This is a genomic window from Azospirillum sp. RU38E, assembly GCF_900188385.1.
Lineage (GTDB): Bacteria > Pseudomonadota > Alphaproteobacteria > Azospirillales > Azospirillaceae > Niveispirillum.
Map to the genome: position 1 here is coordinate 348,221 of NZ_FZOI01000003.1, position 15,595 is coordinate 363,815.

Annotated in this window: 14 protein-coding genes; 4 read left to right on the forward strand and 10 right to left on the reverse strand. The window is 65.5% G+C overall.

What is annotated here, in order from left to right:
* The first annotated feature begins 10 nt into the window (after positions 1–10).
* Positions 11–1,246: a cyclopropane-fatty-acyl-phospholipid synthase family protein gene (locus tag CHB97_RS09050; protein WP_089287633.1), complete on the forward strand. Its 1,236-nt coding sequence runs from the start codon at positions 11–13 to the stop codon at positions 1,244–1,246.
* Positions 1,247–1,302: 56 nt separating this feature from the next.
* On the opposite strand, the gene CHB97_RS09055 is transcribed toward CHB97_RS09050, so the two are convergent.
* The 3 genes from CHB97_RS09055 to CHB97_RS09065 form a co-directional block, all read right to left on the reverse strand.
* On the reverse strand, positions 1,303–1,863 hold the full coding sequence (locus CHB97_RS09055) for a hypothetical protein (RefSeq protein ID WP_089287634.1): 561 nt from the start codon (positions 1,861–1,863) through the stop codon (positions 1,303–1,305).
* 65 nt (positions 1,864–1,928) lie between these two features.
* Positions 1,929–2,369, reverse strand: coding sequence for a DUF29 domain-containing protein (locus CHB97_RS09060; RefSeq protein WP_089287635.1), 441 nt, complete (start codon positions 2,367–2,369; stop codon positions 1,929–1,931).
* A gap of 78 nt (positions 2,370–2,447) precedes the next feature.
* On the reverse strand, positions 2,448–3,554 hold the full coding sequence (locus tag CHB97_RS09065) for a cysteine desulfurase family protein (protein ID WP_089287636.1): 1,107 nt from the start codon (positions 3,552–3,554) through the stop codon (positions 2,448–2,450).
* Positions 3,555–3,873: 319 nt separating this feature from the next.
* Between CHB97_RS09065 and CHB97_RS09070 the strand changes: the two genes are divergently transcribed.
* Positions 3,874–4,536 (forward strand): alpha/beta hydrolase, encoded by a 663-nt coding sequence (locus CHB97_RS09070; RefSeq protein WP_089287637.1) that lies wholly within the window; start codon positions 3,874–3,876, stop codon positions 4,534–4,536.
* A 299-nt stretch (positions 4,537–4,835) separates the two neighbouring features.
* On the opposite strand, the gene CHB97_RS09075 is transcribed toward CHB97_RS09070, so the two are convergent.
* From CHB97_RS09075 to CHB97_RS09085, 3 genes are all read right to left on the reverse strand, one after another.
* Positions 4,836–6,635, reverse strand: coding sequence for a M3 family oligoendopeptidase (locus CHB97_RS09075; RefSeq protein ID WP_089287638.1), 1,800 nt, complete (start codon positions 6,633–6,635; stop codon positions 4,836–4,838).
* 72 nt (positions 6,636–6,707) lie between these two features.
* The gene (locus tag CHB97_RS09080) at positions 6,708–7,217 is read right to left on the reverse strand and encodes a L,D-transpeptidase (protein ID WP_089287639.1); all 510 of its coding nucleotides are present in this window, start codon (positions 7,215–7,217) and stop codon (positions 6,708–6,710) included.
* A gap of 12 nt (positions 7,218–7,229) precedes the next feature.
* Positions 7,230–8,579, reverse strand: coding sequence for a penicillin-binding protein activator (locus tag CHB97_RS09085; protein ID WP_244559467.1), 1,350 nt, complete (start codon positions 8,577–8,579; stop codon positions 7,230–7,232).
* 31 nt (positions 8,580–8,610) lie between these two features.
* Between CHB97_RS09085 and rsmI the strand changes: the two genes are divergently transcribed.
* Positions 8,611–9,567 carry a 16S rRNA (cytidine(1402)-2'-O)-methyltransferase gene (gene rsmI / locus CHB97_RS09090; protein WP_089287640.1) on the forward strand — a complete coding sequence of 319 codons (957 nt, stop codon included), beginning with the start codon at positions 8,611–8,613 and terminating at the stop codon, positions 9,565–9,567.
* Positions 9,551–9,931 carry a YraN family protein gene (locus CHB97_RS09095; protein ID WP_089287641.1) on the forward strand — a complete coding sequence of 127 codons (381 nt, stop codon included), beginning with the start codon at positions 9,551–9,553 and terminating at the stop codon, positions 9,929–9,931. The genes rsmI and CHB97_RS09095 overlap by 17 nt, the downstream gene beginning before the upstream one ends.
* Positions 9,932–9,934: 3 nt before the next feature.
* On the opposite strand, the gene CHB97_RS09100 is transcribed toward CHB97_RS09095, so the two are convergent.
* The 4 genes from CHB97_RS09100 to CHB97_RS09115 form a co-directional block, all read right to left on the reverse strand.
* Positions 9,935–11,449 carry a sensor histidine kinase gene (locus CHB97_RS09100; protein WP_089287642.1) on the reverse strand — a complete coding sequence of 505 codons (1,515 nt, stop codon included), beginning with the start codon at positions 11,447–11,449 and terminating at the stop codon, positions 9,935–9,937.
* 142 nt (positions 11,450–11,591) lie between these two features.
* On the reverse strand, positions 11,592–13,106 hold the full coding sequence (locus CHB97_RS09105; protein WP_244559468.1) for a sensor histidine kinase: 1,515 nt from the start codon (positions 13,104–13,106) through the stop codon (positions 11,592–11,594).
* 109 nt (positions 13,107–13,215) lie between these two features.
* Positions 13,216–14,583: a glutamate--cysteine ligase gene (locus CHB97_RS09110; protein WP_089287643.1), complete on the reverse strand. Its 1,368-nt coding sequence runs from the start codon at positions 14,581–14,583 to the stop codon at positions 13,216–13,218.
* A gap of 78 nt (positions 14,584–14,661) precedes the next feature.
* Positions 14,662–15,522 carry a 16S rRNA (uracil(1498)-N(3))-methyltransferase gene (locus tag CHB97_RS09115; protein ID WP_371332995.1) on the reverse strand — a complete coding sequence of 287 codons (861 nt, stop codon included), beginning with the start codon at positions 15,520–15,522 and terminating at the stop codon, positions 14,662–14,664.
* Positions 15,523–15,595: the final 73 nt, after the last annotated feature.

Sequence of the window (15,595 nt, forward strand, 5' to 3'; positions counted from 1 at the left end):
TGGTGGAGCCATGACCGAACAGACCGAATCCCGTTATCTCGGCCTTGCCGATGCCGCAGATTACCGCCCGTCCCGGCTGATGGGGGTGCTGCTGGCCATGGCCCCCAATATCCGCGTCGGTGCCCTGACCATCGTGCTGCCCAACGGCACCAGCCACCGGTTCGATGGCACGGAGCCGGGGCCGCATGGCGTGCTGTATGTGCGCAATGACCGGCTTGCCGCCCGCATGTTGAGCGGCGGCAAGCTGGGCTTCTGCGAAAGCTATCTGGAGGGGGACTGGTCCAGCCCGGACACGCTGGCGCTGTTTGAAATGGCGCTGCGCAATGAGGCGGAGCTGGACCGCGCCATGAACGGGCGCACCTGGGTGAAGCTGCTGCAATTCCTGATGCACGCCGCCCGGCCCAACAGCAAGCGCGGCAGCAGGCGCAACATCGCCTATCATTATGATCTGGGGAATAATTTTTATGAAGGCTGGTTGGACCCCAGCATGACCTATTCCGCCGCACTCTATGCCGACCTGGAAAAGCCGGAGTCGCTGACGGCGGCGCAGACCCGCAAATATGCCGCCATTGCCCAGCGCATGGATCTGGCCCCCGGCCAGCATGTGCTGGAGGTGGGCTGCGGCTGGGGCGGCTTTGCCGAATATGCCGCCAAGCATGTCGGCGCCCGCGTCACCGGCATCACCATCAGCCAGGCGCAATATGATTATGCCTGCGCCCGCATCCAGCGCGAAGGGCTGGGGGAGAAGGTGGAAATCCGCTTGCAGGATTACCGCGACACCCAGGGGCAGTTTGACCGTATCGCCAGCATCGAAATGTTCGAGGCGGTGGGCGAACGGTATTGGCCCACCTTCTTCTCCTCCCTGCATGACCGGCTGAAGCCGGGTGGGCGCGGTGCTTTACAGATCATCACCATCGGGGAAGAGCATTTCGAGGGCTACCGCCGGGGTGCTGATTATATTCAGCGCTATATTTTCCCCGGCGGCATGTTGCCCAGCCCCACCCGCCTGCGGGCGGAAATCGAGGCGGCGGGGCTGGTCTGGCGCGGGGGGGAGGGCTATGGCCTGCACTACGCCCGTACCCTGCTGGAATGGCAGGAACGTTTCCAGGCCGCCTGGCCCGATCTGGCCCGCCAGGGCTTTGACGAGCGGTTCAAGCGCATGTGGGAACAATATCTCTGGTACTGCGCCGCCGGCTTCCGCGTCGGCACCATCGATGTAATGCATGTCGGTATCGGCCGGGATTGATGGACGGGGGGAGTGGGTGAGGTCTGGTTGACCACATCCCTCCCCTTTGTCCCTCGTCAGACGACAAACGCCATCTGTTCAATCCGCACCAGCCGCCGGCCGGCCAGTTCCAGGTCACCCAGGCGGAAGGCATCCAGCAGCAGGCGCAGTTCCGCCTGCATCTCCGTTCTGATCTCCCCCTTCAACCGCTCTCGCGCGGCTTGGGTAGCGGCCACCGCCAGCCGCAATTCCCAATCCCCGCCATGGGCAGGCGGCGGCGGGACGGCATCGGCAATCGTCAGCAGCGCCCTCGCCCGGCGGGCCGGGTCGCGCAATTGCGCCAGCGCATCGCCCAGGGCGCGGCGCTGGCGTTCGGCCACTTCAGCCACCGCCTCCCCCTTCCCGGCAAAGCGGGCGGGGGCCAGGATGCGGGCAAAACCGGCCTGCTGCCGGTCCAGCACGTCGGTGGCGATCTCAAACGACGGGGCCAGCCCCAGCCGGGTGAAGGGATCAACATCGCCGGGCGGCTGGATAGTGCCGCAGCCATGGCAGAACAGGGCCCGCGCGGCCACACCGGCCCCACAATGCCAGCAGGGCTGCGGCTCGGGCTGGCCATCGCGGGGTGTCGTCATATCCATTCCAAAGGTTCCTTGTGGCCTTGCCCCCCATCCGGTGTGATGGCGCCGGTGGGGTGGGCTGCCGCTTAATGCTGATCCGGCCAGAAGGCCCCATCCATGATCTGCTCAAAAGACCAGGGGCATTCTGCCGGAAAGGTTTCTTCCGCTATCGATGTTTCGCGTGCGGCAGCGATGATGGCGACGGCATAGGCGTCCGCTATAGCCTCAGGAAGATAAGACTTCAGGCTGGGATTGTCGGCGAGATGCCGGGCAGCCTCCCGCCGCTTTTCCTTGATCGTCAATTGCCAGGAAACACAGCGACCGGCAGGCTGAAACTGCCATTGCAGCAGATGCATCAGCAGAACCTTCAAGCGGCTGATCAGTTCCCGCTTTTCGGTCTTGCCCATGCTCTCGATCTCCTCGGCGATATTGTCGATATCCGCCGCCGACAGCTTGCCGGCGCGCAGCAAGGCCGCCTGTTCCATGGCCCAGGCATAGAAATCCGTCTCATAGAGATTTCCGCTCATCCAGCGCCTCCACCCATCGAAACCCGGCGGATCATAGCACATTCCATGATCAACACGGTTCGCCGTGGGGATCATATATTAACGCGGTACGCGGGCGGCAATGCGGGACCAGCTTTCCAGGAAACGATCGACTTCCTCGCCCGTGCTGTCCCAGCCCAGCGACACCCGAATGGCGCAGCCGGCCAGATCCTCCCCCAGCCCCATGGCCATCAGGACGTGGGAGGATTTCACCTTGCCGCTGGAACAGGCGGACCCCGCCGACACGGCCACCCGCGCCAGATCGAACGCCATCAACTGGCCATTGGCCGGTGCGCCGGGCAGCACGATGCAGCTGGTATTGGCCACGCGCGGCGCGCCGGCACCGGGGATCAGCACCGGCGGGTGCCGTTCGCGTACCGCCGTTTCCAGCCGGTCACGCAGCCGGGTTAAACCGGCATATTCATCCAGCCCTGCCAGCGCCGCCGCTGCCGCCGCGCCAAAACCGGCAATGCCGGCGACATTTTCCGTGCCCGCCCGCATCCGCCGTTCCTGCCCGCCGCCCTTCAGCAGCGGGGCCAGCGGGATGCCGGGATGGGCCACCAGCGCCCCCACCCCCTGCGGCCCGCCGATCTTGTGGGCCGACAGCGTCAGCAGATCGGCCCCCCAATCGCCCATATCCACCGGCAGCCGCCCCACCGCCTGCACCGCATCGCTGTGCAGCCAGCCGCCCTGGTCATGTACCAGAGTGGCCAGCTCCACCATGGGCTGCACCACCCCGGTTTCGCTGTTCACCGCCTGGATGCTGACCAGGGCCGGCGTGGGATCGGCGGCCAAAAGCCGCACCAGCGCCGCGCGGTCGATCAGCCCATCGCCATCCACCGGCACCCGCACGGCACCGGGTGCCGCCTCCAGCACGGAGGCATGTTCGGTCGCCCCCACCAGGATGCGGCGGCCATGGGCGGCGGCCAGTGCCAGGGCCTGGTTATTGGCCTCTGTTCCGCCGCCTGTGAAGGTGATATCGGCAGGGTTCACCCCGACCAGCTCCGCCACCTGTTCGCGCGCATCTTCCACAAAACGGCGGGCGCGGCGGCCAAAGGCGTGGATGGAGGATGGGTTGCCCACATGGTCCATGGCTGCCAGCATGGCGACGCGCGCCTGGGGGCGCAGCGGGGCGGTGGCGTTCCAATCCAGATAAAAGCCCGTCATCCGGCTCTCCGGCCCCTGTTCGTCCAGTAGTAAAGAGATGTTTTACGAAGAGGCTTGAACACGAATATGTCCGCTGTGGTATAGTCCGCGCCCGTTCCGTTGCCGATATGGCACCGGCACAGCCCCCAGGGACGGCGGGGCGTGGTTTTGGCCCGTTGCCGGCATCCGGCAACGACGGCAAAACCGGCGCACCGACGGACCTTCCGCCCAAGGGCAGTCCTATAGAATGCACCAAAGCCGGTCAAGCTGGCGGCGGGGGCGTTCGCTGGGGCGGCCCACCTTGCTGTCGTGCCTCATGCCTGACCGGGACCGGTGAAGAATGCCTGATGTGATCATGAACGGCCCCGCAGGCCGTCTGGAAGGCCGCTATTCGCATAGCAAGGTACCCAATGCGCCGGTGGCGCTGCTGTTGCACCCGCATCCGCAGCATGGCGGGACGATGAATAATCGCATCGTCTATACGATGTTCCACGCCTTCACCAAGCGCGGCTTCTCTGCCCTGCGTTTCAATTTCCGCGGCGTGGGCCGCAGCCAGGGCACCTATGACCGGGGTGAGGGCGAATTGGCCGATGCCGCCAGCGCGCTGGACTGGCTGCAGACCTATAACCCCAATGCCAGTTCCTGCTGGATCGGCGGGTTCAGCTTCGGTGCCTGGATCGGGATGCAGCTGCTGATGCGCCGGCCGGAGCTGGATGGGTTCCTGTCCGTGGCCCCGCCGGCCAACATGTTCGATTTCAGCTTCCTGGCCCCCTGCCCCGCCTCTGGCCTGATCGTGCATGGCGACCGGGACGAGCTGGTGCCGGAGGCGTCGGTGACGCGGCTGGTGAACAAGCTGTCCTCCCAGAAGGACATCAAGATCGATTACCGCCGGGTTGAAGGCGCCAACCATTTCTTCACCGAGAAATCGGAAGATCTGGGCCGGATCGTGGACGATTACCTGGACGTGGCGCTGGCCAAGCCGATGGGGGCCGCGGCGGGGTAAGGGGGGCTTTTCGTGCCTTTTACTCTACCGTCACCCCTGTATCTTTACCCTGACGCTGGCACAGGTCCATAGGCGCTAAGTGAGGGGTTCTCACCTCCCTGCCTTCCCCGCGAAAGCGGGGATCCAGGGGCCAACGGTACACAAGCGTTGGTTCTTGTGGCCCCTAGATCCCCGCTTTCGCGGGGAAGGCACGTTATTTCAAGGGGCCAAGTTAGCGCCTATCGGCCGCAGCATGGGTGACGGTTAGTTGGCAACGTATCCCCCCGGACCGGCCGCCGCCGATCCGGGGGTTTTTCACATCAGAGCCGTTCCAGCTCGTCGATGAAGCTTTCCAGCAGGCCCAGGCCCTTGTTCCAGAAAGACGGGTCTTTCAGGTCCAGGCCGAACGGGGCCAGCAGGTCGCCATGGTGCAGGGTGCCGGCGGCGGAGAGCATCTTGATATATTTCTGCGCAAAATCCGCCCCCTGCCCCTGGGCCGCGGCTTCCTGGTACGCCGCATAAAGGCTGTTCACCAGGCAATCGCCAAAAGCATAGGCGTAGACATAGAAGGGCGAATGCACGAAATGCCCGATATAGGTCCAGTAGGGGCGATAGCTGTCTTCCCAGCGGAAGGCCGGGCCTAAGCTTTCGGTCTGCACCTCCATCCAGATATCGGCGATCCGCTCGGCGGACAATTCGCCTTCCCGGCGTTCAGTGTGCAGCTTGCGCTCGAACTGATAAAAGGCGATCTGGCGGACCACCGTGTTGATCATATCCTCCACCTTGCCGGCCAGCAGGCGCTTGCGGGCGGCGGGGTCGCTGGTGCTGTCCAGCAGGGAGCGGAAGGTCAGCATCTCCCCGAAGACCGAGGCAGTTTCGGCCAGCGTCAGCGGCGTGGAGGCCTGCAAATGCCCCTGGGCGCGGCAGAGATACTGATGCACGCCATGGCCCAATTCATGCGCCAGCGTCATCACATCGCGCGTGCGGCCCATATAGTTCAGCAGCAGGTAAGGATGGGCGGACGGCACCACCGGGTGGGCAAAGGCACCGGGATTCTTGCCGGGACGCGGCGGCACGTCGATCCAGGGATTATCGAAGAATTTCTGCCCGATTTCCGCCATTTCCGGGGAGAAGCGGCCATAGGCCTTGGCGACGATGTTCTTCGCCTCTTCCCAGCTGATCTTGGCATCATCATCGCCCGGCAGGGGCGCGTTGCGGTCCCAATAATCCAGCTTGTCCTGGCCGAACCATTTGGCCTTCAGCGCATAATAACGGTGGGAGAGACGGGGATATGCCTCACGCACCGACGAGAGCAGCGCATCCACCACCACGTCTTCCACATGGTTGCCCATGTTGCGCGCCGACCAGGGCTGGGCGTAGGAGCGCCAGCGATCCTCGATCTCCTTATCCTTGATCAGCGTGTTGGTGATATGGGCGAAGATACGCTGGTTCTTCCCCAGTACCTCGCCCAGCGCCTGCGCCGCCTCCCGCCGCAAGGCCGGATCGGTGGAGGAGAGCAGGTTGAGCGCTTCGGCCGAGGTCAGTTCCTTGTCCCGCACGGGGAAGCGCAGATCGGCCAGATGTTCATCGAACAGCCGCGTCCAGGCCGCCCGGCCCGCCACATGCTTTTCATGTAGCAGCTTTTCCACCTCATCGGAAAGCTGATGCGGGCGGAAAACGCGGGTATCGCGCAGGAAGGGGCCGTAGGCGGCGAGATTCTTGTCGCGCAGCTTGGCCTGAATTTCATGCTCTTCCAGCCGGTTGATCTCCAGCGTGAAGAACAGCAGGTGGACGGAAATGGCCGTCACCCGCTCGCTCATGCCCTGGTAGAAGCGACCGATGGCCGGGTCGGCCATGTTGCCGGCATAGAGCAGGCCGGCATAGGACATGATCTTGGACAGCACCTCGTCCAGCCGCTCATAGGCAGCGATGGCCTTGGCCAGATCGGCGCCGGACAGCTTGGCCAGCTTGCCTTCATACTGTTTGGCAAAGGCAATACCGTCCTTCTCCGCCTGATCCAGATCGGCCTTCAGGGCCGGGCTGTCGGGCCCGGCATAAAGATCGGACAAGTCCCAGGCCGGCATCGGGCCCAGATCGGCGGCATTCAGGCTGTCGGGCATCGCCCCCTCCGGTTGTGCAATGGTTGCCCCCCGATATGGCACGCCACAGCCCCGGTTTCAAAGGGGGGTTGGTTACCCGATCACCACCAGCCGATCCCCCGGCCGGGCCAGCCGCAGCAGCGACAGCATGTCGGGCAGGGTCACCGCCACACAGCCGGCCGTGCCCTCATAGCCGGGCCGGGCCAGATGCAGGAAGACGGCACTGCCCAGGCCCGGCACCGGCGGATCGTCATTGTGCCCCAGCACCACCACGATGTCGTAGACATGGTCCGCAAGCCACATTTCCTCATGCGAGGCGGCGAAGGGCAGCGTCACCGGGCGGTTATAATCCGGGTGGGCGGGATCATCGCACCAGCCATCCTCCGGCCGGATGGCGGCGATGGGCAGGCCCGTCTGTGGCCGGGGCAGCCGGTCGGCGCGGTAGAAGACCTGACGCAGGGCAAAGGCCCCGACCGGCGTGGCCCCATCCCCTTCCCGCTTGTCGGCGCGGATGCCATTGCGCCCCACGGCACAGCGCGCCCGGCCACCCGGCCAGAATAGCTGATAGCTGCCGTCAGGCGCCTGATCGACCAGCAGGTCCATGGTTGCCCCCGATCAGGAAGACGGCGTGGGCTGGAAGCTGGTGGGGGCGGGATCGACCAGAGTGGACCCGGTGCGCGTCACCTCCATCACCGCCAGCCCACGTTCGGAAACGCCGGCCGGCAGCAGGCGGAAAATCCCTTCCACCCCGGCAAAGCCGTTGGGATTGGTCAGGGCCGCCTGATCAAAGCCATCCCGCCCGCCGGCCTTGGCCAGCACGGCCGCCAGGGCCGTGGCATCATAGGCCAGCGTGGCCAGACGGTGCGGCTTATAGCCGTAAAGCTGCTGGAAGCGCTGTTCGAAGGCCTGGCGACCTTCCGATGGCGGGGCGGCATACCAGCCGCCGATCAAGGCCGGCTCCCGGCCCAGCCCGCCTTCATCCCACAGGCCAGTGCCCAGCAGGCGGCCCGGGGCCGGATCAATGTCGAAGAACGGGAACAGGGAGGCGATTTCCCGCAGCTTGGTGCCGCCCTCGGCAATCAGCACGGCATCGAAGGGCATTTCCCCGAACGTGTCGGCATTGGAAAGCCGGCGCAGGGCCGTCTGCGACTCCGCATCGCCGGACCCGTGCAGGCGCGACCGTTCGGAAGCCAGCGCCGCCTTGCGCCCATCATAATTGGACAGGCGGCGCACCACGCTGGTCATGTCCGGGGTGCCGGGGGCATAGCGTTCCACCCGCGTCACCTGCCCGCCCACGGCGGCGGTGGCCTCCGTCAGCGCCTTCAGCGTGGCATCGCCATAGGGGGTGGAGGGGGCCAGCAAGCCGAAGCGCAGCGCCCCCCGACCGGCCGCCATGTTGACGACGCGGCGCACCTGTTCCTGTGGCTGGAAACCCAGTACCCAGAGGCCGCCACCGGCGACATTCCAGTCAGAGGAGAAGCTGACCACCGGCACCGGCCGGCCGGCCTGAGCCGCCACCGGCTTCACCGCACTGGCCTGGGGTGCGAACAGCGGCCCCAGAATCAGGCTGGCCCCTTCATCAATGGCGCCCTTGGCAGCGGCAGCGGCGGCGGCCGGCTCCCCCTTGCTGTCGCGCGGCATCAGCACGAACTTGTCATCGCCCAGATCGAACAGGGCCATCTGGGCCGCATCCAACATGCTCTGCCCGATGGCAGCGCTGGCGCCGGACAGCGGCAGCAGCAGCGCCACCCGCACCTTGTCATCCTGGGGCATGGGGGCCGCGGTGGCCACCGGCGCGGGCGGGGGCGCCACCACCACGGGGGGCGGGGCTGCGACGACCGGGGCTTGCGGTGGCGGGGGTGGGGCCGTTACCGTGCTTGGACTGGCGCATCCCGCCAGTATGCCGGCGGTCAGGGCCAGCGCCGCCAGCGTCTTTGCCATGCGGTGCCGTTTCTGCGCTGCCATCCCGAACCCCTTCCTGCTTGAAAACCACGCCATGGACGATGTCCCCGATACCGAACCGAACGACCTTGACGATACCGACGGGGAGGAATTCCCCGTGCCGGGCGAAGGTAGCGGGACCGGCCCGATCCGTAAACCGGCACCGGGCCTTTACATCGTCGCCACCCCTATCGGCAATGCCGGCGACATAACGCTGCGTGCGCTGGCACTGTTGCGCGGCGTCGATGCCATCGCCTGCGAAGATACCCGCGTCACCGGAAAGCTGATGCGCCGATATGGCATTGCCACCCGGCTTGTTCCTTATCACGACCATAATGCGGCAAAGATGCGGCCGCAGTTGCTGGCACGCGTGGCCGAGGGGCAGGCCATCGCCCTGGTGTCGGATGCCGGCACGCCCCTGGTCAGTGATCCGGGCTTCAAGCTGGTGCGCGATGCCCGTGACCAGGGGCTGCCCGTCACCCATCTGCCCGGCGCCAATGCCGCCCTGACGGCGCTGGTGCTGTCGGGCCTGCCCAGCGACCGTTTCCTGTTCGCCGGGTTCCCGCCGCCCAAATCCGCCGCCCGGCGGACCATGCTGGAAGAGTTCCGCACCCTGCAGGCGACGCTGATCTTCTACGAATCGGCGCAGCGTCTGGCGGAGATGCTGGGCGATGTCGCCGCCACCCTGGGCAGCCGCGAGGTTGCCGTGGCGCGGGAACTGACCAAGATGTTTGAGGAGGTGCGGCGCGGCCCGGTGGCCGAGCTGGCCGCCCATTACACCGAAAACGGCCCGCCCAAGGGGGAGGTTGTCGTCGTTGTCGGCCCGCCCGCCGCCGATGCCGCCGCCACCGATGCCGCCGACCTGGACAGCCTGCTGACCCAGGCCCTGTCCGGCGGGATGAGCGTGCGGGACGCCGCCGCCCATGTCGCCACCATCACCGGCCAGGCGAAAAAATCCGTCTATGCGCGCGCGCTCGAACTGGGGACGGGAGGCCGTGGGAAAAACCCGTAACCGCATCGACCGCCGCCGGGCGGAACGGCTGGGCCGGCTGGCCGAACTGGCCTGCCGGCTGGTGCTGTGGCTGAAAGGCTATCGCATCCTGGCCACCCGCCTGCGCCTGCCGGTGGGGGAGATCGATATCATCGCCGCCAAGGGCCGCGTGTTGGCGGTGGTGGAAGTGAAGGCTAGGGCCAGCCTGCCCCAGGCGCTGGCGGCCCTGCCGCAGACAAGTTGGCGCCGCCGCCATGCCGCCATCAGCCATTTCGTGGCACGGCGGCCGCATCTGGGCCATCACGCCATCCGTTTTGACCTGATGGTGGTGCTGCCCCGCCGCCTGCCCCGCCATATCAAGGATGTCTGGCGGCTGGAAAATTGACCTTTACCCGGCCATGCGCGCCGGTTCCGCCGCACGTCGGGGAAAGGTCAGGATGAAGCGCGTGCCCTGCCCCGGCTGGGATTGCAGCCGGATGCTGCCGCGCAGGGACTGGGTCACCAGATTATAGACGATATGCAGCCCCAGCCCGCTGCCACCATGGGCGCGGTTGGTGGTGAAGAACGGGTCGAACAGGCGGTCCTGATGTTCGGGCGGCACCCCCCTTCCATCATCGGCAAAGACCAGCTCCACCAGATCATCGCCCGCCATGCGGACATGGATACTGATATTGCCGGCCCTCCCGTCGGGGAAGGCATGGATCAGGGCATTGATCAGCAGATTGGTAAGGATTTGTGACAGCGCACCGGGATAGCTGTCCATCATCAGGCCCGGCGGGCAGCCCACGCTGATCTGGTGCGGCTCCTGGCGCAGGCGCGGCGCCAGGCTCAACAAAAGTTCCTCGATATAGGCACCCAGCTCGAACGGCCGGCGTTCGGCACTGGCCTGATCCACCGCCACCTGCTTGAAGCTCTGCACCAGCCCGGCCGCGCGGGCGACATTGGACAGAATCAGGGTTGCCGTTTCCCGCAGGGTCTGCTGGTACTCGGCCAGCTGGCTGCGGGTCAGCCGATTGCCCGCCACCGCCTGATCCAGCCCATCCACACAATCGCGCAGATGGGTGCTGGCGGTGACGGCAATGCCCATCGGCGTGTTCAGCTCATGCGCCACGCCGGCCACCAGCCCGCCCAGGCTGGCCATCTTTTCCGCCTGCACCAGACTGTCCTTGGTTTCGATCAGCTGGCGCTGCGCCTCCTCCAGCTCCTCCACCTTGCGGGCCAGCTGGTCGCGCTGCAGGGCGATGATGGTTTCCCGGTGCAGCAGCTCAATATTGGCTTCCTCCAGCCGCCGCCGCTCCACCTCCTGCTCCCGGCGGCGGTGGAATTCCGACCGGCGCAGCGTAGCCAGCTGATAGGCGGTGACAGCCCCGAAAATATTGGCCAAGGTCTGCATCACCATGGCCGTCTTGATCTGCGAGGTGGTGGCCCCGCTATATGGCATGACCAGCCAGAGATAGATGGCACTGGCCGCCACCCCCCAGCCCACCATCCACAGCCAGCGCGTGGGCAGGAACAGGTAATTCATCAGCACCACGATCATGACAAAGAAGCTGACCGTGAAGCCGACATCCTGCCGTTCCACCCAGAGTGCGACCATCGCGGTCATCCCCCAGATATAGGAGAGCAGGAACAGGGTAGCAGCATGGCGCAGGCCATAGGTGGCATTGCGCACCGGGATCAGCATCACCGCCAGGATCGTGACATAGACCCCCAGCCGGAGCGGCAGGAACAGGTTGAAAATGGTTTCCCGCGGCAGATAGACGAAATCCAGCGCCAGCGGCATCAGATAGAAGAACATCAGGGCCAGCAGGTTCATGCGCAGGGTGCGCACCTCCTGCCCCATGATCGACTGGCGGAAATCACGCTCCAGGGCGTGGTCCGCGAATGTGCCCCATTTCTGCATCGCGCCCGGAACCTCGCCTCGGATGAGGGCCAGTTGTTCCCGGCCCTTTGCCCGGCCGCCGCGCGGCCCTTCCCAATTTAAACGCAGCGGCTGGCGGCGGCAATAGAAGGCGCAACCTCTGCCAGCAGCAGAAGCGGGTCTATCAACCTGTTACATCTTCAACCGGGGTTGTTGAATCACCCGCCACGGCACGCGGCAATGTCAGGGCGAAGCAGGTGCCCTCCCCCAGGGTGGAGCGAACACGGATGCTGCCCCCCAGCGTCTGAGTCACCAGATTATAGACAATGTGCAGCCCCAGCCCGCTGCCGCCCTGGGCGCGATTGGTGGTAAAGAACGGGTCAAACAACCGGTCCAGATGCTGGGGCGGCACCCCTTTGCCATTATCGGCAAAGATCAGTTCCAGCTGATTGCCCGGCAGCGGCCGGGCCTGGATGCTGATCAACCCGACCCGCCCCCCCGGAAAGGCGTGGACCAGCGCATTCAGCAGCAGGTTCGTCAGCACCTGTGACAGGGCACCGGGATAGCTGTCCATCACCAGCCCCGGATCGCAATCCACCAGCAGCTCATGCGGTTCCTTGCGCAGGCGCGGGGCGAGACTGTGCAGAACCTCATCAATATAGGGGCCGAGCGGGAACAGGCGGCGTTCGGCACTGGCCTGATCCACCGCCACCTGTTTGAAGCTCTGCACCAGCCCGGCGGCCCGGCTGACATTGGACAGGATCAGGTCGGTACTGTCGCGCAAGGTCTCCTGATATTCGCTCAGCCGGCTGCGGGTCAGCCTTCCTTCCGCCACCGCCTGATCCAGCCCCTGCAGGCTGTCGCGCAGATGGGTACCGGCGGTCAGGGCGATGCCCATCGGCGTGTTCAGCTCATGCGCCACACCGGCCACCAGACCGCCCAGGCTGGCCATCTTTTCCGCCTGCACCAGACTGTCCTTGGTTTCGATCAGCTGGCGATGCGCGTCCCCCAGCTCTTCCACCTGGGCCGCCAGCTGGTCGCGCTGGTCGGCGATGATGGCTTCCCGCCGGCGCAGCTCCTCATTCGCCTCCTCCAGCTGGCGATGGCGCAGAAACTCCGCCCGGCGGACAGTCGCCAGTTCGTGGGCGGTAAAGGCACCGAAAATATTGGCCAGCATATGCATGACCACGGCAATCTGGATCTGGAACGCTGTCGCCCCGGAAAAGGGCATGATCACAACGACATAGAGGATGCTGGCCGTGATCCCCCAGGCCAGCATCCAGGTCCAGCGCGTGGGCAGGAACAGATAGTTCATCAGCACCACGACAGAGATGAAGAAGGCGACGGTGACGCCCACCCCCATCACATCCACCCATAAGGGCGGCGTGGCCGTCAGCAGCCACATATAGGACAGCACCACCATGATGCAGCCATGCCGCAGATTATAGGTGGAGGGCCGCACCGGCAGCAGCAGGATGAAGATGAGAAAGGGGAAGAGGGCCAGCCGCAGCGGCAGATAGACGCCCAGCACCATGCCCTGGGGCATGTAATAAAAATCCAGCGTCATCGGCAGCAGGCGCAGCACCATCAGCGCAATCAGATTGATGCGCAGGCCCCGCACCTCGCGGGCCATAACGGAGAGGCGGAAATCCCGTTCCATCGCGGGGTCGACAAAGCGCCCCCATCTCTGCGTCGACACCGGCGCCCACCTCCCAGACCTAAGCTGCCTTTATTCTATGCAAAGATGGCGGGCACGGCAATGGCATCACAACCATTGACGGTGCCCGCCATCATTACAACAACCAGGGTCAATAGGCGTAGGCGTCGTACAACGGATCGACGGAATGCGCCCACTCCGTCTCGTACCGTTCCAGCAGCTCCGCTGCCAGGGTGCGGCCGGTTTCAGCGATGGCGACCAGCGGTTCGATGAAATGGCTTTCATCATCGCCCATGCCGGCGGTGCGGGCGCGGTTGCGCAAGCCCTCCCGCGCGATCTCCACCACCTGGCGGGCCACGGGCCGCAGCGTGCCGCCCTGGAAGGGGGTATCCAGGCCCAGACGCGGCACATCACGCCGCAGGCCCGCACGATCTTCGTGACTCCACCCCTTCACCAGATCCCAGGCGGCATCCAGCGCGGTACTGTCATACAGCAAGCCCACCCACAGCGCCGGCAGGGCACAGAGCCGGCCCCAGGGGCCGGCATCGGCCCCGCGCATTTCCAGATATTTCTTCAGCCGCACTTCCGGGAACATGGTGGTCATATGGTCCGACCAGTCCGTCATCAGCGGCAATTCGCCCGGCAGGATGGACAGGCGGCCATCCAGGAAATCGCGGAAGGACAGGCCGGACGCATCTAGATACTGCCCATCGCGGTAGGCAAAATACATCGGCACATCCAACGCATAATCCACATAGCGCTCGAACCCGAATCCATCCTCGAACACGAAAGGCAGGTCGCCGGTGCGGTCGGGGTCGGTGTCGGTCCAGATATGCGAACGGAAGGACTGGAAGCCGTTGGGCTTGCCCTCCGTAAAGGGGCTGGCGGCGAACAGGGCCGTGGCGATGGGCTGCAAGGCCAGCGACACGCGGAACTTCTTCACCATGTCCGCTTCGGAGGCGAAATCCAGGTTCACCTGCACCGTGCAGGTGCGGGTCATCATGTCCAGGCCCAAGCCGCCGCGCTTGGGCATATATTCGCGCATGATCTTGTAGCGGCCCTTGGGCATCCAGGGGATGTCAGCCCGCTTCCATTTCGGGTTGAAGCCCAGCCCCAGCATCCCGAAACCCAGGTCGCGCCCGATGGCGCGCACCTCGGCCAGATGCTGGCCCACCTCCGCACAGGTTTCATGGATGGTGTGCAGCGGCGCGCCCGACAGCTCGAACTGTCCGCCCGGTTCCAGGCTGATATTGGCCATGCCCTTGGTCAGCGCGATGGTGTTTTCCCCCTCGCGCACCGGTTCCCAGCCGAATCGGCGCTCAAACTCGCCCAGAATGGCGCCGATGCCGCCCGCCCCCGCATAAGGGACTGGGGACTTGTCATCCAGCCGGAAGACAAATTTCTCATGCTCCGTCCCGATGCGCCAATCGACAGCGGGTTTGCAGCCGCTTTCCAGATATTCGACCAGTTGCCGGCGGTCGGTGATGGGCGCGCCGCGTGAAGACGGGGGTGCGGACATGAATGAATATCCTTAAGGGCAAAGACGAAGACCAGAAACAACGCCACGAACAGGGGCTGGGAAGCCCCTGCAGAAAACTCAAGCCCGGTTGGGCGGGCGGGCATCCTGTCCGCCCTGCTGCCAGTCACCGGCCACCGCCTGCCAGGCGGAAAGCACGGCAAAGGCCGCCGTATCGGCGCGCAGAATACGCGGACCCAGGCCAATCGGCACCACAAAAGCCATGCGGTGCAGCAGCGCCAGTTCCGTCGGATCGAAGCCCCCCTCCGGTCCCACCAGGAATGCGGCGGGCAGGGTGGCCTGCGCTGTGATGGCGGTCACCAGCGGTTGCGCCGCCCCGCTTTCCGCCGCCAGATAGAGGCGGCGGCCTTCGTCCCAGCCGGACAGCAGCTTTGCCAGTTCCACCGGCTCCGCCACATCGGGCACGGTCAGCCGTTCGCATTGTTCGGCAGCTTCCACCGCGTTGGCGCGCAGCCGCTCCAGATTGACACGGCCGACATCGCCCCGGCGGGTGAAGACGGGGATCAGCCGGGAAACGCCCAGTTCCACCGCCTTTTCCACCACATATTCCGTGCGACCGCCCTTCAGCGGCGCAAAGGCCAGCCAGGGGCCGCCGGCAGGGTCAGACGGGGCCGGCCTTGTCTGGCGTTCCACCGTCAGCGTACCGGCGGATTTGCCCAGCGTCTCAATCCGGGCCAGAAATTCGCCATCCCGCCCGTTGAAGGCCAACACCCCATCCCCCGGCCCCTGGCGCAGCACCGCGCGCAGATAATGCGCCCGCCCCCCATCCAGCGGGGCCGACGCACCCGCCGACAGCGGCGCATCGATGAACAGGCGGGTACGGGGCAGCGGCTGGTCCTGGGTCATGGGCACCGGGCAGGTGGGGAAATCCGGCTGACAGAGATAGACCGCCCGCCCCCACCACACCAGCCCCGGCGACAAATGCCACCAATTCGGTTAACGCCGGTTCCGGCAAACGGTTGCACCTTTGCCTCTGCGGCGCATCGGGGGTAGG